15 protein-coding genes, 1 other RNA gene and 1 pseudogene are annotated in these 19,889 nt (G+C 63.6%); 15 read left to right on the top strand and 2 right to left on the bottom strand.

Annotated features, from left to right (window positions below; genetic code table 11):
• The first annotated feature begins 231 nt into the window (after nucleotides 1-231).
• A complete protein-coding gene (gene rimK, locus ACN0YJ_RS01915) occupies nucleotides 232-1,653 on the top strand; it encodes a 30S ribosomal protein S6--L-glutamate ligase (RefSeq protein ID WP_417495175.1) in 1,422 nt (473 codons plus the stop codon).
• A gap of 375 nt (nucleotides 1,654-2,028) precedes the next feature.
• Here rimK and ACN0YJ_RS01920 read toward each other — a convergent pair whose 3' ends face one another.
• Nucleotides 2,029-2,451: a hypothetical protein gene (locus ACN0YJ_RS01920; RefSeq protein ID WP_417495176.1), complete on the bottom strand. Its 423-nt coding sequence runs from the start codon at nucleotides 2,449-2,451 to the stop codon at nucleotides 2,029-2,031.
• Between the two features lie 329 nt (nucleotides 2,452-2,780).
• Here ACN0YJ_RS01920 and ACN0YJ_RS01925 point away from each other — a divergent pair, with 329 nt between their 5' ends.
• Nucleotides 2,781-3,779 carry a hypothetical protein gene (locus tag ACN0YJ_RS01925; protein ID WP_417495177.1) on the top strand — a complete coding sequence of 333 codons (999 nt, stop codon included), beginning with the start codon at nucleotides 2,781-2,783 and terminating at the stop codon, nucleotides 3,777-3,779.
• Nucleotides 3,780-3,886: 107 nt separating this feature from the next.
• Here the strand turns inward: ACN0YJ_RS01925 and ACN0YJ_RS01930 are convergent, their stop codons facing one another.
• Nucleotides 3,887-7,447 (bottom strand): hydantoinase B/oxoprolinase family protein, encoded by a 3,561-nt coding sequence (locus tag ACN0YJ_RS01930; RefSeq protein ID WP_417495178.1) that lies wholly within the window; start codon nucleotides 7,445-7,447, stop codon nucleotides 3,887-3,889.
• 167 nt (nucleotides 7,448-7,614) lie between these two features.
• On the opposite strand from ACN0YJ_RS01930, the gene ACN0YJ_RS01935 reads away from it, so the two are divergent.
• The 13 genes and pseudogenes from ACN0YJ_RS01935 to mraY all read left to right on the top strand — a co-directional run bounded on the left by ACN0YJ_RS01935 (nucleotide 7,615) and on the right by mraY (nucleotide 19,886).
• Nucleotides 7,615-8,334: a TerB family tellurite resistance protein gene (locus ACN0YJ_RS01935; protein ID WP_417477222.1), complete on the top strand. Its 720-nt coding sequence runs from the start codon at nucleotides 7,615-7,617 to the stop codon at nucleotides 8,332-8,334.
• Nucleotides 8,335-8,389: 55 nt separating this feature from the next.
• Entirely contained in the window at nucleotides 8,390-8,677 is a 288-nt protein-coding gene (locus ACN0YJ_RS01940) for a hypothetical protein (RefSeq protein ID WP_417477223.1), read from the top strand.
• A gap of 118 nt (nucleotides 8,678-8,795) precedes the next feature.
• Nucleotides 8,796-9,710: a DMT family transporter gene (locus ACN0YJ_RS01945; RefSeq protein WP_417477224.1), complete on the top strand. Its 915-nt coding sequence runs from the start codon at nucleotides 8,796-8,798 to the stop codon at nucleotides 9,708-9,710.
• Nucleotides 9,710-10,177 (top strand): annotated as a pseudogene (locus ACN0YJ_RS01950) (N-acetylmuramoyl-L-alanine amidase); the annotation flags it as partial. The gene ACN0YJ_RS01945 and the pseudogene ACN0YJ_RS01950, both read left to right, overlap by 1 nt.
• 58 nt (nucleotides 10,178-10,235) lie before the next feature.
• Nucleotides 10,236-11,408: an iron-containing alcohol dehydrogenase gene (locus ACN0YJ_RS01955; RefSeq protein WP_417488676.1), complete on the top strand. Its 1,173-nt coding sequence runs from the start codon at nucleotides 10,236-10,238 to the stop codon at nucleotides 11,406-11,408.
• A gap of 296 nt (nucleotides 11,409-11,704) precedes the next feature.
• Nucleotides 11,705-12,098, top strand: an RNA gene (rnpB, locus tag ACN0YJ_RS01960) — RNase P RNA component class A.
• A gap of 206 nt (nucleotides 12,099-12,304) precedes the next feature.
• Nucleotides 12,305-12,766 (top strand): division/cell wall cluster transcriptional repressor MraZ, encoded by a 462-nt coding sequence (locus ACN0YJ_RS01965; RefSeq protein ID WP_417477226.1) that lies wholly within the window; start codon nucleotides 12,305-12,307, stop codon nucleotides 12,764-12,766.
• Nucleotides 12,763-13,767 carry a 16S rRNA (cytosine(1402)-N(4))-methyltransferase RsmH gene (gene rsmH / locus ACN0YJ_RS01970; RefSeq protein ID WP_417495179.1) on the top strand — a complete coding sequence of 335 codons (1,005 nt, stop codon included), beginning with the start codon at nucleotides 12,763-12,765 and terminating at the stop codon, nucleotides 13,765-13,767. Before ACN0YJ_RS01965 ends, rsmH begins: the two co-directional genes overlap by 4 nt.
• Nucleotides 13,764-14,147, top strand: a complete 384-nt coding sequence (gene ftsL, locus ACN0YJ_RS01975) for a cell division protein FtsL (protein WP_417477228.1) — start codon at nucleotides 13,764-13,766, stop codon at nucleotides 14,145-14,147. Before rsmH ends, ftsL begins: the two co-directional genes overlap by 4 nt.
• Nucleotides 14,148-14,233: 86 nt before the next feature.
• Nucleotides 14,234-15,901 carry a peptidoglycan D,D-transpeptidase FtsI family protein gene (locus tag ACN0YJ_RS01980; RefSeq protein ID WP_417495180.1) on the top strand — a complete coding sequence of 556 codons (1,668 nt, stop codon included), beginning with the start codon at nucleotides 14,234-14,236 and terminating at the stop codon, nucleotides 15,899-15,901.
• Nucleotides 15,898-17,370, top strand: coding sequence for a UDP-N-acetylmuramoyl-L-alanyl-D-glutamate--2,6-diaminopimelate ligase (locus ACN0YJ_RS01985; RefSeq protein WP_417495181.1), 1,473 nt, complete (start codon nucleotides 15,898-15,900; stop codon nucleotides 17,368-17,370). The genes ACN0YJ_RS01980 and ACN0YJ_RS01985 overlap by 4 nt, the downstream gene beginning before the upstream one ends.
• Nucleotides 17,363-18,775 carry a UDP-N-acetylmuramoyl-tripeptide--D-alanyl-D-alanine ligase gene (locus tag ACN0YJ_RS01990; protein WP_417495182.1) on the top strand — a complete coding sequence of 471 codons (1,413 nt, stop codon included), beginning with the start codon at nucleotides 17,363-17,365 and terminating at the stop codon, nucleotides 18,773-18,775. Before ACN0YJ_RS01985 ends, ACN0YJ_RS01990 begins: the two co-directional genes overlap by 8 nt.
• A 7-nt stretch (nucleotides 18,776-18,782) precedes the next feature.
• Nucleotides 18,783-19,886, top strand: a complete 1,104-nt coding sequence (gene mraY / locus ACN0YJ_RS01995; protein ID WP_417477232.1) for a phospho-N-acetylmuramoyl-pentapeptide-transferase — start codon at nucleotides 18,783-18,785, stop codon at nucleotides 19,884-19,886.
• Nucleotides 19,887-19,889: the final 3 nt, after the last annotated feature.

The following is a 19,889-nucleotide window of genomic DNA, read 5'->3' on the forward strand; positions in this document are numbered from 1 at the left end:
AAAGCCATGATGCGGCGAGCCCACGCAAACCCGGCTCACCAGACCGCGAAGACAACCGTGATACCGGCGGTGACAGACAAAACGGAGTAACTCGGAGCTTGACAGAAAGGGCCGCGATTAGACAACACGCACCTGCCCTCCCGGTCAGGAGCATGTCCCGTTCGCGCTTGGCTCCTCCGATCATTCTGCTAAGACGAACCGGTATTTCGCCGCGACGCTTGAGAGATATCCATGGACAAGACATTTCAGCTCGGTTGGGAAGAATGGGCGGCCTTTCCCAAGCTGGGGCTGCCGGCCGTGCGCGCCAAGGTCGATACCGGTGCGCGGACATCGGCGCTGCATGCGGTCTCGGTTGAGCCCTTCGGGCCGCTCGACAAGCCGCAAGTGCGTTTCATCATGCACCCGGTGCCGGACAAGCCGGAGATCGAGGTGGTCTGTTCGGCGCCCGCGGTCGACCGGCGCGAGGTGACGTCCTCGAATGGCGAGCGTGAATTGCGCTGGGTGATCGAGACTCCGATGAAGATTGGCGACCGCACCTGGCCGGTCGAGCTGACGCTGACCAATCGCGAATCCATGACCTATCGCATGCTGCTCGGACGCCAGGCGATTGGCGAGGACATGATGGTCAGCCCGGGGCAGTCCTGTGCCCAGGGCGTGCTGGATTATGAGCTCTACAAGGATTTCCCGCGCCGCCGGCCGGTCAAGCGGCCGCTGCGGGTCGCGATTTTGACGCGCGAGCCGAATAATTATTCCTCGCAGCGTCTGAAGGATGCGGCCGAGACGCGCGGCCATGTCGTCGAGATGATCAATACGGCGCGCTGCACCCTGGCGCTCGATGCGGCTGATCCGCGGGTTTTCTATGACGGCAAACCCTTGCCCGCCTATGACGCCGTCATCCCGCGTATCGGTGCCAGCATGACCGGATATGGCATGGCGGTGCTGCGGCAATTCAACATGATGGGCGCCTATTGTCTCAATTCCGCCGAGGCGATCGGGGCCTCGCGCGACAAGCTCTATGCTCATCAGGTGCTGGCACGCGAGGGCATCGCCATGCCGGTGACGGCCTTTGCCCATTCGCCCAAGGATACCAATAACCTGATCGCCCATGTCGGCGGCGCGCCGCTGGTGGTCAAGCTGTTGCAGAGCACGCAAGGACGCGGCGTCGTGCTGGCCGAGACCAAGAAGGCTGCGGAATCGGTGATCGATGCCTTTCGCGGTCTCGAGGCCAATTTCATCGTCCAGGAATTCGTCAAGGAGGCCGGCGGCGCCGATATCCGCTGCTTCATCGTTGGCGGCAAGGTGGTCGCGACGATGATGCGCCAGGGCGAGGCCGGCGAGTTCCGCTCCAACCTGCATCGCGGCGGATCGGCGACCAAGGTCAAGGTGAGCAAGGATGAACGCACCGCCGCCCTGCGGGCCGCCAAGGCGCTGGGGCTTTCGGTCGCCGGGGTGGATTTGCTGCGCTCTTCTGTGGGCCCGAAAATCCTGGAAGTGAACTCATCGCCCGGACTGGAAGGCGTCGAGCGCACTTCGGGCAAGGATGTCGCCGGCATGATTGTGGAATATATCGAAGACCATGTCCGCCCGATCGCCCGCAAGACGGTGCGGCGCAAGAAGGCGGTGGCGAAGCCGGCGGCGAATTCCGCGTCCTAATTAGCTGATTGCGGACCGGCCAAAAAATCAGCGAAACTCGCCATTTACCGCTGACGAGGCCCCCGTCCAACACGTCGGCCCGAGCGGCCAGACCTCGCCCTGAAACCCATGCCGGGATCCGGCCAGACTGGACTTGTCTCGTCAAGGGCGCGAAGCGCCGCTGCGCGGTCAGGACCCTTGACGAGACAAGTCCAGTCTGGCGCCCTGCCTGGCAAGGATTTCAGGGATAGCTCTGCCCGGCGCGGGCCGTGGGCGGGATTGGAATAGATAAATTCTGTCAAAACCTTAGTGTCGGAAAAATGGTGAGTGTCCCCGTTTGTTTTTACACCCGGTCATGTATATACTTGGCTCGCGAAAACCGGTGCCTTTCACTATTCAATTTAGAAATGTTCGGATTGTTTTTCCGATAGCAATAACCAAGGCGGCGCCTACAAAAACTATCCCGACTTCATAAACAGCAGTTGCATAGCACGGGTTTGTAAAATCACCATCACACCTAATCGGAATAAAGTGCGTTAGGAATACTAAAAAGAACGCAAACATCGATACGAAGACAATCAATAAATTCCTCAATAAAAGTGTAAGAGGATTAGCTCCCGCGATACGAGTGATCTTAGGTGCGAAACTTGCGTCCAAAAAAATAAATGAAAGAAGGCCGCTCGCGGTGGCCGATATAAAGCCAGTCCCTAGCAGTAACGGCATCCATTCGGAACCAACCCACCCGATCGCGGCAAGCAAAATTGATGAAATGACGTGGATCAACAGCGCCAATGATAGCCACATAACAGTCTTGTTCATTGCCTTTCCTCCGGGGGCAAAAGGCCGCAATAAATGGTGACAGGCACCTATTAATTCCGAGCGGCCAGACCCCGCCCTGAAACCCATGCCGGGATCCGGCCAGACTGGCAAGGATTTCAGGGATGGCTGTGCCCGGTTCGGGCCGTGGGCGGGGTGGAATGGATAAATTCTGTCAAATTCTTAGTGTCGGAAAAATGGTGAGTGCTTGGATTTAACCGGTGAGCGCAACGGTCTGGGCGAGGATGTCGGCTGGAGTTAGATAGTCGAGGGTTTTTCGTGGGCCGGCGGGAAGTGCGTTTAGAGTCGGGTGGAAATGGGGGAGGGTTAGAGTGTCGGTACAGGGATGTCATCGGGGCAACTTCGTCTACCTGTCTTGCTTGTTGGCAGTGCTGGGGGTGGCGTCTTGCGCCGAGGAAACCGAGCAAGGGCCCGATTTCGCAGATCGCTACGCGGCGATGTGTGCCGTCGAACCGGTACTGGATCGCGAGGCCCTGTTCGCAAACCCGGTCACGGTGAACTGGCTCCAGCCACTGGACACGGATTTCACTCGGGCGCTCGGACAACAGGATCCGTACGATGTTCAACAGTTTGCCGCGGTCCGCGACTTAAGGCTTGGGGATTTGTTGATCGCTTGGAGCCAGCGAGGCTCCGCGTCTGGCGAGGCGATCACGCTGCCTCGTGGAATACCGGAAGAATTGCGGGCGCCTTTCTTGGCATTTCGTGGGCCCGGAGCTGGAAGTGACTATTCCCGCAGGCTCGATCAGCGATCAGCCTTTGTCATGACAGTTGCCGAGGAGGGTGGTGATTGTGAGGTTGCTGACGCAATTCTGGCAATAGCAGACTATTTCCTCTCCGTTGAACGCGACTGGCCGACCATACCCTCGGGCGATCCCCGCAGGATGAGTGTGGAGCAATCACCCGGCAATATGGCACGATCGATTTGGCCTTGGGCGAGATTCGGGGCCGACGCAGATTACAGTCCGATGGCTCAGATCTATGGGGACTTGCGAGCACGCAGGCTCCAGGGAGAGTGTGTGCACATTGAAAGCATGCCGATGTCGGAGCAGCCGATTGCGGCGAGCGCGCACCGGACGCTGGCCACAGATGGGCGCGCAAGTCTGGCCCAGAGTATCCACGAAATCACATTGGACGGCCGGGTGGTCTTCCGCGAAAGCCGGGCTGTCCTTGTATCGCGAGACGGAGCAGTTTCGATCTGCTGTCGTAGCCCATTCGACCCGAGCAAGGTTGCGGTGCGGCAATGCGCCAATCTCACGCCGGATGACCCTTTTTCCTACGCGGCCAGGTATCAATTTGAGGTGGAAAACTAGATGTCAATTTGGGCAAAGGCCAGAAGTTCAGGTCAATCTCGATAAAGCTGCCAATGGCATTGTTGATGCAAACCGGGAAACGCACCGTTTTTTCCGGCAGTGATCAGCTAGCGCTTCCCATACCCGCCGCCACCCGGCGTCTTCACCTCTACACTATCCCCCGGCTCAACATCAATCCGGAACAGGCCCGGCAGGGCCTCTGTTTCCCCACCCGCACGGGTGACGCACTGCTCGCCGCGCGCGGCATCGCCGCCTCCCGCCAGCCCAAAGGGTGCTTCCTTGCGGCGTGAGGAGAGGAGGGCGACTTCCATCGGTTCGAGGAAGGTGAGCTTGCGATCGCTGCCATCGCCGCCGGGGAATTGGCCAGCGCCGCCCGATCCGGGGCGGATCCTGTGATGCTCCAGCCGTACGGGGAAGCGCCGTTCGAGCACTTCCGGGTCGGTCATGCGCGAATTGGTCATATGGGTGTGGATGGCCGAGAGACCGGCAAAGCCGTGGCCCTCATTGTCGATGCCGGCTCCGGCACCGCCGCAAATCGTCTCGTAATACTGGTGGCGGTCATTGCCGAAGGTGAGATTATTCATCGAGCCCTGGCTGGCGGCGAGCCTGCCGGTGGCGCCGAACAGGGCGTCGACGATCAGCTGGCTGGTCTCGACATTGCCGGCGACCACGGCGGCCGGCGGTTTCGGGTTGAGCAGGCTGCCCTCGGGGATGATCAGCTCGAGCGGTTTCAGGCAGCCTTCATTGAGCGGAATGGCGTCGCCGACCAGACAGCGGAAGACATAGAGCACGGCGGCGCGGGCGACCGAGGAGGGGGCGTTGAAATTGCTCGGGCGCTGGGGCGAGGTACCGGTGAAATCGACCACGGCTGATCGCGTCGCCCGATTGACCCGGATCGCGACGCGGATCTCGGCGCCGTCATCGAGCTTGACGCTGTGCTCCCCATCGCTCAGCGCATCGATCACCCGGCGCACGGCGCGTTCGGCATTGTCCTGGACATGGCCCATATAGGCTTTGACGACGGCGAGCCCGTTATCATCGACCAGCCGGCGCAGCTCGTCGGCACCCTTGGCGCAGGCGGCGAGCTGGGCCTTGAGGTCGGCGATATTCTGGTCGGGATTGCGGGCCGGCCAGGGCTTGGAGGCGAGTACGGCGCGGGTTTCCGCTTCGAGGAATTGGCCGCCGGACATGATCTTGATATTGCGGAACTGCACGCCTTCTTCCTCGATCGAGGTCGAGAAGGGCGGCATTGAGCCGGGCGCGATACCGCCGACATCGGCATGGTGCCCGCGCGAGGCGACATAGAAGATCCGCTCGCCCGCGCTCTCGTCATGGACGGGCGTGACGAGGGTGATATCGGGCAGATGGGTGCCGCCATCATAGGGCGCGTTGACCGCGACGGCATCGCCCGCCTTGAGCTCAGGATGCGCATCGGCCGCAGCGCGCACGCTGGCCGACATCGAGCCGAGATGCACCGGCATGTGCGGCGCATTGGCGACCAGCCCACCATCCGCATCAAACACGGCGCAGGAGAAATCCAGCCGCTCCTTGATATTGACCGAATGGGCCGTGCGCTCCAGCGCCAGGCCCATTTGCTCGGCGACGCTCATGAAACGCTTGTTGAAGAGTTCGAGGCGGATCGGATCGAGGGCTGTGTCGGCGGTCTCGGTGGCGAGCGCCTCGGTGCGGGTCAGTTTCAACGTGCCATCGGGCAGGCGGGTCGCTGACCATCCGGCGTCGATGACGATGGTGGAATTGGGGTCCATCACCAGGGCCGGGCCGGGCGCCTCGGCTCCGGCACTAAACTGGTCGAGCCGGTAAAGCGGCGTCTCGCGCCAGGCGCCGCGATCGAACACATTCACGGAGGCGATGGCTTGCGGCGCCGTCGTCTCTTCACTCATCTCGATGGACCAGCCCCGCGCGCCGGGCGGATCGGCCTCGGCTTCGACCATCACCGATTCAATCACCAGCGCCGCATCCGGCGCGAAGCCGAACAGGCGCTTGTGAGCGGCGGCGAATGTGACCTGCATCGCGTCGGGTTCGTCGACGGGCACGGGCAAGCTGGTGTCGGAGCCCTGCACGCGCAGGCGCCACTCGGTACGGGTGCGGATCTGGCCTGCCGCGAAACCTTCTTCCGACAGGCGGGCGGTGACGTCCGTCGCCAGATCGGCGGCGAGGGCGTGGGCGGTCTCAAGCCCGGTCTGGAAATCCTGTTCGACGGCGGCGAGCCGGGTCTGGCGGATTTCGGCGAGTCCGATACCCAGCGCCGAGAGCAGGCCGGCATAGGGGTGGATCAGCACACTTCTCATGCCGAGCGCGTCGGCGACCTTGCAGGCGTGCTGCGCCCCGGCACCGCCGAAGGCCGCGAGCGCATAGGCCGATGGATTGACGCCCTGGCCGATGGAGATCTGCTTGATCGCCTGGGCCATGCTCTCGACGGCGACGGCGAGGAAGCCCTCGGCAGCGGCTTCCGGGCTGTCGAGCTCCATGGCATCGGCGAGTGTCTGCAGCGCGGCGCGGCTGGCGGCGACATCAAGCGGTGAGGCTCCGTCCGTGCCGAAGACGAGCGGGAACCACTCGGCCTGCACCCGGCCGAGCACGATATTGGCATCGGTGACGGCAGCCGGCCCACCGCGGCCATAGCCAGCCGGTCCCGGCATGGCGCCAGCGCTTTCCGGGCCGACCCGGGCGCGTTCGCCATCGAAGGTGAGCAGGGAGCCGCCGCCGGCGGCGACTGTGTGGACCGCCATCATCGGTGCGCGCAGGCGGTGGCCGGCGACGAGGGTTTCCTGGACGCGCTCGAACGTCTCGCCATCAAAGCGCGAGACATCGGTCGAGGTGCCGCCCATGTCGAAACCGATCACTTTTGGATGACCGGCGGCCAGCGCCGTCTTGGCCATGCCGACGACACCGCCGGCGGGGCCGGACAAGACTGCGTCGCGGGCATGGAAACCGGCGGCCGGGGCGAGTCCGCCCGAGGACTGCATGAAATAGAGCGGCGTGCCCTCCAGCCCGGCATCGACGCGGTCGACATAATCGCGCAGGACCGGGGTGAGGTAGGCATCAAGAACCGTGGTCGAGGCGCGCGGCACGATCTTGACCAGCGGGCTGGCAATGCTGGAGCGGATCACGGTGGCAAAGCCGGCCTCGCGGGCGAGCGTCTCGAGCCTGACCTCGTGAGTATCATTGCCATAGGCATGCATCAGCGTGATCGCGACCGAGGTGAAGCCGTCCAGCTTCGCCGCCACGAGCGCTTCGCGGACTGGCGCCTCATCGAGCGGGATCAGGACATGGCCTTCGGCATCGAGCCGTTCATCGATTTCGACGACGCGGTCATGCAGCGGCGCCGGGCGCGCGATGTCGAGGGCGAAAATATCGGGCCGGGTCTGGTCGCCGATGATCAGCAGGTCGGCGAAACCGCGCGTGACCAGGAAGAGGGTCTTCGCGCCCTTGCGTTCGAGCAGGGCATTGGTGGCCACCGTGGTGCCCATCTTGACCGAACCGACCGGCGCTCCGGCGGCGAGGCGGCGCACGCCTTCGCTGGCAGCATCGGGATAGTCGGGGCTTTCCGACAGGAGTTTGAGCGGATGCAGCCGTCCATCGGGACCGCGCCCGATCACATCGGTGAAGGTGCCGCCGCGATCAATCCAGAACTCCCAGTCAGACATGAAAACTCCCGTCGCAGCGCGGCCGCATATCTCTGCCTGCGGCAAGGTTTATCATGGTCTGCGCCGGCGTGAGCGGGTAAAGCTGACAAAATACGGTCAATCCGATTGCCCATCCCTGACGTATTCCCGATTGAACACCTATATGGCCGTGCAAGGGACATTCACGCATGCGTTTTTGGCACAAATTGGCAGCCCGCCTGCAGGGACGGGACAGCTTCCTCGACTGTGACGGTTGTGATGCCGGCACTGGCCTGGCCGAGGAGATGCCGGAGCGCCGGGTCGGGGATGCCGAATTTGCCATGGCCCTGATCGGGCTGGGTGCCAAAATGGCCAAGGCCGATGGCTTTGTGACCCGCAGCGAGATCAAGGCCTTCTACGAGGTCTTCCGGCCACCGCCCGAGGGGCGCGCCGCCCTCGACCGCGCCTTCGAACTGGCGATGCAGACGACGCTCGGCTTCGAGGGCTATGCCCGGCGCCTGGCCCGGCGTTTCCGGGCCAATCCGGCGATCCTGGAAGATGTCCTCGACGGCTTGTTCCATATCGCCAAGGCGGATGGGGCGGTGACCAGCGATGAACTGGAATATCTCAGCCAGGTAGCGGAAATCTTCGGTTTCTCGCCGCTCGAATTTCGCCGCATCAGCACCGCCCATCTGGGCGCGTCCGACGATGATCCCTATATAATTCTCGGCATTGAGGCCGATATTTCCGACAGCGACCTCAAGCGCGCCTACCGCCGAATCGCCTCGCAAAACCATCCTGATCGCATGATGGCGCGCGGCGCGCCGCTCGAAACCCAGCGTTTCGCCAATGAAAAAATGGCAGTAATCAACGCGGCTTATGGCCAGATCCTTGCAGAGCGCGGGCTTAATGTCGGCGCTGCCAATTGACCTCGGCGGTTGAAATGCCAACATGGGGAGCAGGGGCAGATATGGATCGAGGAATATGACAGAGACACCTCATACCCAATCCGCATTCTTCGCGAGCGGCGCAGGCCGTATTGCACGCGATGTTCTGGCGGCCATGATTGCCCTGGCCTTCATCGGCGCGATCGTCTTTATGGCGGTCATGCTGACGGCAGTCTTCCTGATCGTGGCTGGCGCTGGTCTCGTGACCTTCGGGGTTTACTGGCTCTGGATGAAGGTGCGCGGACGGCGTGGGGCCAAGGGCCCGGAAGTTCTCGTCGCAACGCGCGGTCCCGACGGCTGGACGGTTGACGGGCTCGGTTCCTGAACCTCGCCACCGCTTTGCAATGCCCACGACATATTTCGTAACGTACTGACATCAAGCGTGCATGTCGCCCATACGCGTGGCCGCTTGTGCGGCTGGCCGGGCCGGTCCATGAAGCGATATGCGTATTCGTGATCTCCTCGCCCTGATCGCTGTTTGTGCGGTCTGGGGCGTCAACTTCGTCGTTGCAAAATTCTCGATCACGGGCTCGCCGGGATGGGTGCCCGGATTCGAGGGCTCACCGCCGCTTTTCTTCGCCTTCCTGCGCTTTGCGCTGCTGTTCGCCATCCTCTCGCCCTGGCTGCGACCACGGCCGCAGGACATGAAGGCGATGATCGGTATCGCGCTCTCCATGGGGGCGCTGCAATACGCGCTGATGTTCCTCGGTCTGCAATGGGCGACGCCCTCGGGCATGGCGATCACGCTGCAAATGGGCGTGCCGTTCGCGACACTGCTCTCGGTGGTGATGCTGAAGGAAAGGCTCGGCCTGCCGCGTATCACCGGCATCATCATCGCCTTCGCCGGGATTATCCTCGTCGTCGCCCGGCCCGGGATTGGCGGGCTCTCCTTCGGGCTGCTGCTCGGCATCGGTGCCGCCTTCACGGGCGCACTGGGGATGATACTGGTCAAGCGCATGCCACTGGATTCGATGCGGATGCAGGCCTGGATCGGTCTGATTTCCTGGCCGCCCCTGCTGGTGTTGTCGCTGATCTTCGAGCGCGACCAGATCGCTTCAGTCATGGCCGGCGGCTGGCCCTTCATGCTGACGGTCGTTTTCACCGTCCTGCTGGTCAATGTGTTCGGCCATGGTGTGTTCTACAAAATGCTGCAGCGCTATGATGCGACCATGATTGCACCGATCACCCTGCTGGCGCCCCTGATTGGCGTCATTTCCGGCATCGTCATCACGGGCGACCCCTTCGGCTGGCGCCTGCTGGTCGGTGGCGGACTGGCGCTGCTCGGTGTCGGGATTATCGCCCTGCGGCCCAACCGGGCGCTGCCGGAAGCGGGGCTGGCGCGGGAGAAAACCCTGTGATGCAGCCGCCGATCTCGACGCCCTCGCCGAATTTCAACGACCGCAAATTGCCGGTCAGTCTGATCGTGCTGCATTATACCGGCATGAAAGACGGCCCGTCGGCGCTGGCGAGACTGCGCGATCCGGCCGCCCAGGTCAGTGCCCATTACATGGTCGAGGAAGATGGCCGCATCTTCCAGCTCGTCGATGAGGACAAGCGTGCCTGGCATGCCGGCGTCAGCCTCTGGCGCGGCGAGACCGACATCAATTCCAGCTCGATCGGCATCGAGATCGTCAATGGCGGCCATGATTTCGGCTTGCCGGACTTTCCCGGCGTCCAGATTGATGCGGTGATCGAACTGGTGCGTGATGTCATGGGACGCCATGGGATCGGCCCCGAGGGCGTGATCGGTCATTCCGACATCGCCCCGGGCCGCAAACAGGACCCGGGCGAGAAATTCCCCTGGGACCGGCTGGCTGCGGCGGGCTGCGCGCGGGTTGTGCGTGGGTGACGTCTGTCGCTGCTTAGGTGAGGAGTTCGCATCCATGTCCGCCAATATCTCCATCCCGCCTATCCTGCAGATCGGCGGCGGCGCGCTGCGTGAGATCGCACCGATCCTGGCGCGGCTGGGCTGCAGCAATCCGCTGATTGTCAGCGACATGGTGTTGGCCAAGATCGGCCTGGTGGGCCAGCTCACTGCCTTGCTCGATGCGGCCCAAATTCCCCACGCCCTGTTTGACGGCACCGAGCCGGAACCCTCCGATGCCTGCGTCATGGCGGGCACGCGGGTCTTGCTGGCCGGATCGCCGCGCGGGCCGTTTGATGCGGTGATCGCGCTTGGCGGCGGCAGCGTGATCGATACCGCCAAGGTGATGGCGGTGCTCGCCGCGACGGGCAAAACCATTCGCGAGATCGCGGTTCCGGCCGTGGTGGCACCGGTCGGCCTGCCGGTGATCGCCATTCCGACAACGGCGGGCACGGGCTCCGAAGTCACCGGCGTCGCCGTTATCACCGAGGCGGCCAATGACGAGAAACTTTTATGCATGGGGCCGGGCCTGGTCTCCGCCGCCGCCATCATCGATTACGAGCTCACGCTTGGCCTGCCGCCGCGCACCACGGCCGATACCGGACTGGATGCGCTGACCCATGCGATCGAGGCGCATGTCAGCGCGAAGGCCAATGCGTTCTGCGACCAGCAGGCGCTCGCCGCGATGCGTCTGATCGGCCCCAATCTGGAAACCGTCTACACCGAGCCACAAAACCGCAATGCCCGCGAGGCCGTCATGCTCGGCGCGACGCTTGCCGGCATCGCCTTTTCCGGCGCCTCCGTCGCCCTGGTCCACGGGATGAGCCGCCCGATCGGCGCGCATTTCCATGTGCCGCATGGCCTGTCCAATGCGATGCTGCTGGCGAAGGTCACCGAGTTCTCGCTCGCCGCCGCGCCGCAACGCTATGCGGCGTGCAGCCGTGCGATTGGTTTTGCCGGGGCCGGCGATGATGAGACTGTCGCGCACGCCAAGCTGATGGCCGGCCTCAACCGCATCGTCACGGCGCTCGAAGTGCCGACACTGTCGGGCTTCGGCATCGACCGCGGGCGCTATTTCGAGATGATCCCGGTGATGGTCGAGCAGGCGCTGGCGTCGGGCTCACCGGGGAATAATCCAAGAGTGCCGACGGCGGATGAGCTGGCGGGGTTGTATGAGGCGGTTTGGGAGTGAGGGGGTTGAAAACGGGGCGTGGCTGGCTCCGCTTATTCTCGGTGCCAGCAAGGACCGCCGAGCCCGTCATCCTCACCAGCTCCGACCGCTTCGCGGCCACCTCTTCCATCAAGGAAGAGGAGGGCGTTTGATCTGACCGGCCTCGATTGTCTCCCACCTCTTCCTTGATGGAAGAGGTGGCGCCGAAGGCGACGGAGCTGGTGACGGCCTCGCGATGCGGTTTCAATGGCTTGCTGCCAGGCCCGCATCCCCCGCCGCTTGACCGCCTCTCACAACTCAACCACATACATTCCCGATCAGGTGGCTGGGCGGCCGCGGTGTCAGGCTTGAAAAGGCGGCACCGAGGAAAGTCCGGGCTCCACGGAGACAAGGTGCCGGGTAATTCCCGGCGGGGGTGACCCCAGGGAAAGCGCAGCAGAGAAAGACCGCCGGGCGTGCGCGTCCGGTAAGGGTGAAACGGTGCGGTAAGAGCGCACCGCCCCGACCGCAAGGAAGGGGGCTAGGCAAGCCCCACCTGGAGCAAGACCGAATAGGGATGGGCCGTGGCCTCGGCCACACATGCGTCTCCGCATGCCATCCGGGTAGGTCGCACCAGGCATGTCGCAAGGCATGTCGCAGATGAATGGTCGTCGCGCTTGTTCCGTTCCGGAACAAGCGACACAGAACCCGGCTTACAGGCCACCTGATCCTCGTTTCCTCCATTCATCCATCCGCGGCCCTGTGGATATTAACTTAATGTTCCCTTGTTGTTCTCAATTTGGCCATATTTGATTACTTCAAAAGGCGCTTCAATCCATAGAATTCGATGCTTTCGGCGTTGTTTCCCATCAAATCCCATGTTATCCCATAGTTAACCATGCGGGGACGGATCGGTATGGCCGGGGAGCAAATCGAGCGTGTTTTTATCGACCACCATTAATGGCGTTGACGCCAAGGGACGTGTATCGGTGCCAGCCGATTTCCGTTCCGTGGTGCGCGGTGGTCCGTTCGACGGCATTATCGTCTGGCCTTCTTTCGACGGTCCTTATCTGGAAGGTGGTGGCCAGGCCCTGCTCGACAGTTATCAGCGTCTGATCGAAGACATGGACCCGTATGATGATGCGCGCATCGCTTTCGAACGCGCCATTTTCGGGGCCGCCAGACCGCTCGCCTTTGATGCGACCGGCCGTGTCACCCTGCCAAAGGAATTGATTGATCACGCCGGGCTTGAGGGCAAGGCGACCTTTGTCGGTCTCGGTTCACGTTTCGAGCTCTGGTCGCCGGAGGCCTATGCCGAGCATCAGGCGACGGCGCGCGCCTATGCCCGCGAGAACAAGCGCTCCCTGCGTCTGGTTCCCCGCAATGGGGGGGCGTCATGAGCCATCTCCCTGTGATGCTCGATGAAGTCGTGCGTGCGCTGGATCCGCAGGATTCCGGTCTCTATATTGACGGCACATTCGGCGCCGGCGGTTACTCGCGCGCCATCTTGTCAGCGGCCGATTGCCGCCTGATCGGGATTGATCGCGATCCCAGCGTCATTCCGGCGGCTGAACAGCTGGGCAAGGCCTCGGGTGGGCGTTTCGTCTTCGTGCAGGCGCCATTCTCGAAAATGGCTGAAGTGATCCGCGCCAATGGCGGCGAGAGCGTGCAGGGCATTGTGCTCGATATCGGCGTCTCCTCGATGCAGATCGACCAGGCCGAGCGCGGTTTTTCCTTCATGCGTGCCGGCCCGCTCGACATGCGCATGGCCCGGACCGGTGCCAGCGCGGCCGATGCGGTCAATCTGCTGAGCGAGGAAGAGCTGGCAGACATATTTTATGTTTACGGCGATGAGCGCCGCTCGCGCCGCATCGCCAAGCAGATTGTCGAGGCGCGCGCTGAGGCGCCGATCGAGACGACAGACCGCCTTGCCGCCATCGTCACGCGCGCAACGGGCGGAAAACATTCCAAGATTCACCCCGCGACCAAAGTCTTCCAGGCGTTGCGGATTTATGTGAATGACGAATTGGGCGAACTGGCCCGCGCGCTCGAGGCCGCCGAGGCCATTCTCGCGCCGCATGGGCGTCTCGTCGTGGTTACCTTCCATTCACTGGAAGATCGCATGGTGAAGGACTTCTTGCGGGCCCGGTCGGGCCAGGCGGGAGGGGGTGGCTCGCGCCATGCGCCTGCAGTGGAAACCGGTCCTGTCGCCAGTCCGAGTTTTTCCTTGCTGCACCGTAAGGCGAGCGCCGCCAGTGAGGCCGAGATCGCCGCCAATCCGCGGTCACGTTCCGCCAAAATGCGTGTTGCTATTCGTACCGAGGCTCCGGCCTGGGCTGAGGATCTGTCGGAGTTCGGCAGGAATGTTGTGTCGCTTGAGCGTCTGGAGGCCGTGTTATGATCCGTACGTTTAACGCGATAGCCCTTGTCGTTGCAGTCGCCCTGGCTGGCGCCCTCTATGTCGCCAAGACCGAAGCCAAGAACTCCCAGGAGCGGCTCGAGGATATCCAGTCGCAACTGGTCGAGGAGCGGCGCCAGATCAATGTTCTCAATGTCGAGATTGCCCATCTCGAAGACCCCGAGCGCCTGCGCGCCCTGGCGCGCCGCTATCTCGGCTTTGAGCCGCTTGATCCGAGCCGTGAAGTTGCGCTGGGCGATCTGCCCCTGCTGGCTGAGCCCGGTCCCGGGGTCGAGCAGCCGCGCCGTGAGGGCCTGCTGGTCAACCAGTCCGACCAGGCACTGGCGCTGGCCGAACCGCATGAGGTTGGGGGGCAAAACTGATGCGCTGGTGGCCCTTTCGCCGTCAAGTTTCAGCTGAATCCCGCAGCGTCGGCCCGCCACCCATGGCCGAGGCGGCGCCGGCCGACATGTCACGCCTGCTGCGCATTGAAAGTACCGAAATCAAGGCGCTCGATGCCGCGCGCGGCCGGCTGAAGATCGTCGGGCTGAGCCTTGCGCTGTGTTTCGGCGTGCTCGGTCTGCGCGCCATTGAGCTGGCTGTCACCAGCCCGGCCCATGCCGCCGCGACACGGCCGGTGATGGCCGAGGCGACGCGTGGTGATCTGTTCGATCGTACCGGCCAGGTGCTGGCGACGACCTTGCAGACCCATTCCCTGTTTGCTGATCCGAGCCTGGTCTGGGATGCCGCCGAAACCGCCGAGGCGCTGGCGGGCGTGCTGCCCGATCTCGATATCGAAGCGGTCACGCGCGATCTGTCCTCGCATCGCCGCTTCGTCTGGGTGCGCAGAAACCTCACCCCGCGCCAGCGCCAGGCGGTCTTCTCGCTCGGCCTGCCAGGCCTGGATTTCCGCCTCGAGCCGCGCCGCGTCTATCCGCGTGGCCGGCTGGCTTCGCATATCGTCGGCTATACGGATCGCGACCTGAACGGGCTGGCCGGCGCCGAGCGCTCCTTTGATGCGGCGCTGTCCTCGAGCGATGGCCGCCCGGTGGCGCTGTCGATCGATATGGGCGTGCAATTCCATCTCGACGAAGTCCTGCGCACGACGATGGACGAGTTCAGCGCCCTCGCGGCTTCGGGCATTGTGATGAATGTGCGCACCGGCGAGATCGTCGGCATGGTGTCGCTGCCGGATTATGATCCCAACCGGCCCAATGATGCCTCCAATAATGAGCGCCTGAATCGCAGCGCCCAGTCGGTTTATGAAATGGGGTCGACCTTCAAGGCCTTCACCGTTGCGATGGCACTGGAATCCGGTGCGGCCACGCTCGAAAGCGGGTTCGACGCGACCGAGCCGCTGCAGATCGGCGGTCACACCATTCATGATTTTCATGGCGAGAACCGCTGGCTGACGCTGTCGGAAATCTTCATCCATTCCTCCAATATCGGCTCCTCGCGCATTGCGCTGGACGTCGGATCCGAAGGGCAGAGAGAATTTCTCGGCCGGATGCGCCTGCTTGAACGCGCGCCAATCGAGCTGGCCGAGAGCGCCGATCCGCTCCTGCCGCGCAATTGGGGTCCGACGGAAACGGCGACGATTTCCTATGGCCACGGCCTCGCCGTCAGCCCGATCGCCACAATCGCGGCCTTTGCGGCCATCGCCAATGACGGCATTTATGTCGCGCCGACGCTGCAGCCCGTCGCTGCCGACGAAAGGATTGTCGGCGAGCGGGTGATGGAGGCGAGCGCCGCACGCGACGTGATGGCGCTGATGCGCGAAAATGTCACCGATGGCACGGGCGGCCGCGCCGAGGCGCCCGGCTATCTCGTCGCGGGCAAGACCGGCACGGCGGAAAAGCCCTCGCGCGGCGGCTATGACCGCAATCGACTGATCTCCTCCTTCTCGGCCGTCTTCCCCTATAACGACCCGCAATATGCCATTCTCGTCCTGCTCGATGAGCCGCATGGCAATGAATCGACACATGGCTATTCCACCGGTGGCTGGACGGCCGCGCCCGCCGTGGGCCAGATCGTCTCCCGCATTGCGCCCATCCTCGGCGTCGACCGCTCCGATGCCGATCATAATGAGCGCGCGGCGCTGGTGCGCGCGGCACTGATGCCGGAGGCCATCCCTTGACCCTGTCCGGCCTTCTCACACCTGAACATGCCACGCCTGCGACCGATCAGATCGAGGTTGCGGGCCTGACGCTGGACAGCCGGGCCGTGAAGCCCGGCTTTCTGTTTGCCGCCCTGCCGGGTGTGAAACTGCATGGCAGCGCCTATGCGGCCCAGGCGGTCGCGCAAGGTGCGGTGGCCATTCTGTCCGACCGGGACATTCCAGGCCTTGATGTGCCGGTGATCATCGCCGATGACGCAGCGGCTGAGCTGGCGGCGATGGCAGCCCGCTTCTATCCGCGCCAGCCGGGCCATATCGTCGCCATTACCGGTACGAATGGCAAAAGCTCGACGGTGGAATTCCTGCGCCAGATCTGGACCGCAGCGGGCATTGACGGTGCCAGCCTCGGCACGCTCGGTGTGGCGCGCGGGGCTTCGCTCGAGACCACCGGCTACACCACACCCGACGCTGTGGCCCTGCACCATGCGCTCGATGCGCTCGCCGCCGATGGCGTCACGCATCTGGCGATGGAGGCCTCCAGCCATGGCTTGAAGCAAAGGCGGATGGACGGGGCGCGGCTGGCGATTGGTGCCTTCACCAATCTGACCCAGGACCACCTCGACTATCACCCGGATTTTGACGACTATTTCGCATCCAAAGCTTTGCTCTTCACCGAGCGTTTGCCGGATGGCGCCGGCGCGGTGATCAATGTCGATTCCCGGTGGGGTGAACGCATGGCCGAGCTGGCCCGCACGCGCGGCCTGATGATCACGACGATTGGCTGGCGCGGCAGCGACCTGCAGATCCGCGAGATTACCCCGCGCCCGGCCAGCCAGGATGTCGTCTTCGCCTGGCGCGGTGTCGAGCATCAGGTCGAAGTGCCGCTGGTCGGCGAATTCCAGGTCCTCAATGCGCTGGGTGCCGCCGCTATTGCCCTGGTCGAGGGTGTCGCCCTCAATGTCGTGCTCAAGACGCTGGGCCAGCTGGGCGGCGTGCCCGGACGGCTGGAAAAGGTCGGCGAGACCGAGGCGGCAGCCCCGGTCCTGGTCGATTATGCGCATACGCCGGACGGGCTGGACAAATTGCTCCGCTCGGCGCGTCCGCACACCCGTGGCCGTATCATCCTGGTGTTCGGCTGCGGCGGTGATCGTGACCCGACCAAGCGCGCCAAGATGGGCGAGATTGCCGCCCGTCAGGCCGATCATGTCATTGTTACCGACGATAATCCGCGCTCCGAGGATGCCGCGCTGATCCGCGCGGCGATCCTGGACGGGTGCCCGGACGCCGAGGAAATTGCCGACCGCGCTGCCGCCATCGCGCGGGGCGTCGCCCTGTTGCAGCCGGGCGATTGCCTGTTGCTGGCGGGCAAGGGCCATGAAACCGGTCAGACTGTCGCCGGGGTCGTGCATCCGTTCGATGACCGCGAGCAGGGTCGCAAGGCGCTGCTCGCACGCAAGGCCTATCTGGGACAGGAGGGCGCTGATGCATAAACCCCTGTGGACCGCCAGGCAGGCGATGGCCGCGACCGGCGGCATGTTGACCGGCGATCTCGACTGGACCTGTTCGGGCCTGTCGATCGATACGCGATCCATCCTGCCCGGCGACCTCTTCGTCGCCTTGCAGGATGTGCGCGACGGGCATGAATTCATTACCGACGCGATGGCGCGCGGTGCCGCCGCCTGCCTGGTCACCGACACCTCCAACTGCCCGGGCCCTGCCTTGCAGGTAAAGGACACGCGGCGGGCCCTGCGCGCGCTTGGGGAGGCGGCACGTGACCGCAGCAATGCCGTGCGTATCGCGGTGACCGGCAGTGTCGGCAAGACCAGCGTCAAGGAGGCACTGGCCGCCGTCCTGCGGGCTGCGGGGCCGGCGCACTGGAGCGTCAAATCCTACAATAATCACTGGGGCGTGCCGCTGACCCTGGCGCGCATGCCGGCCGAGACCCAGCGCGCCGTGTTCGAGCTGGGCATGAACCACGCCGGCGAAATCCATGATCTCGCCAATCTGGTGCGGCCGCATATCGCCCTGATCACCCGTATCGCGCCAGCGCATCTGGAGCATCTCGGCACGATCGAGGCGATCGCCGATGCCAAGGCGGAAATCTATGAAGGTCTCGAGCCGGACGGTGTTGCCATCTATCCCGCCGATGACCCGCTGGCCGAGCGTCTGGCCAGCCATGCCAAGCGTTCGACAGCCGCCTTCATGCTCGACTTCGGGCGCAGCGCCACCGCGGCAATCCGGATGGAATCCTTTGAAACCGGGCTTGGCGGCAGTGATGGTGTCGTCAATGTGATGGGTGTGCGTGTACCCTTCCATCTCGCTGCCACCGGCGAACACTGGGCCTGGAATGCCGGCGCGGTGTTTGCCGCTGCCGCCGCTTCAGGACTCGACCCGCGGCAGGTGGCCGAGACATTGCGCACCGTCGATGCCGAGGCTGGCCGTGGCCGCGCCATTGAGGTCACACTGCCCAAGGGCGGGTCTTTTACCCTGCTCGACGACGCCTATAACGCCAATCCCGTCTCGATGGCCGCCGCGATTGCCTCGCTGGGCAGTGCCAAGCCGGGCGCAGGCGGCCGCCGCATCGCAGTGCTCGGCGACATGCTCGAGCTCGGGCCCCAATCCCCGCAACTGCATCGCGGTCTGGCGCCGGCCCTGGCCGAGGCGAATGTCGACGCTGTGTTTAGCTGTGGAGCGTTGATGCGCGAGCTGCACGATCACTTGCCTGACCGCTTGCGCGCCGGTTATGCGGCCAATGCTGGAGAGGGCCGCAAGATGGTCGCTTCGGCCATTCGCGCCGGTGATGTCGTTCTGATCAAGGGGTCGAATGGCTCCGGTCTTCATAAAATCGCCGCTGTCCTGGCCGACGGCTCGGCTTTCAATCTGTCGGAGGCCTGATCCGCCCATGTTGTATTTGCTGTTTGCGCCGATGGCGGACGATGTCCAGATCGCCAACCTGTTTCGCTATATCACCTTCCGCTCCGGCGGCGCGCTGATGACGGCGATGCTGATCGCCTTCGTGTTCGGCCAGCCCATGATTGGCTGGTTGCGGCGCAAGCAGGGCCGGGGTCAGCCAATCCGCGCCGAGGGCATTGAGCGTCACGTGATCGAAAAGGCCGGCACCCCGACCATGGGCGGTTTTCTGATCCTGCTCGGGGTGATGGTTGGCACGCTGCTATGGGCCGATCTGTCCAATAGCTATGTGTGGATCGTGATTTTCGTCACCGCCGGCTTCGGCCTGATCGGATTTATCGACGATTATCAGAAAGTCACCAAGCAGACGACGGACGGGCTGGGCGGCAAGCTCAAGCTCGCCGGCGAGTTCACCATCGCGCTGATCGCGGTCTGGTGGGCCACCGCAACGGCGACCGCCAATGGCATGGACCCCGCGGTGACGACATCGATCACCTTCCCCTTCTTCAAGGATTTCCTGTTCAATCTCGGCCCGCTCTTTCTGGTGTTTGGCTGCCTGGTGATCGTCGGATCCGGCAATGCGGTGAATATGACGGACGGGCTGGACGGGCTGGCCATCGTGCCGGTGATGATTGCGGCGGCGACCTTCGGCGTGATCGCCTATGTTGTCGGCCGTGTCGATTTCGCCGAATATCTGCAAGTCCTCTACACGCCGGGAACCGGTGAAATCCTCGTCTTCTGCGGTGCCTTGCTCGGCGCCGGTCTCGGATTCTTATGGTGGAATGCCCCGCCGGCGATGATCTTCATGGGCGATACCGGCTCGCTCTCGCTGGGCGGCGCGCTCGGCGTGATCGCGGTCGCGGTCAAGCATGAGATCGTGCTGGCGATTGTCGGCGGGCTGTTCGTGCTGGAAATGGTGTCGGTCATGGTCCAGGTCGCCAGTTTCAAGCTGACCGGAAAGCGCGTTTTCCGCATGGCGCCCATCCATCACCATTACGAGAAGAAGGGCTGGGCCGAGGCCACTATCGTGATCCGCTTCTGGATCATTGCCGTGGTTCTGGCGCTGGTCGGTCTTGCCACGCTCAAGCTGAGATAGGCG

This window comes from Maricaulis sp. (assembly GCF_048270095.1).
GTDB lineage: Bacteria > Pseudomonadota > Alphaproteobacteria > Caulobacterales > Maricaulaceae > Maricaulis.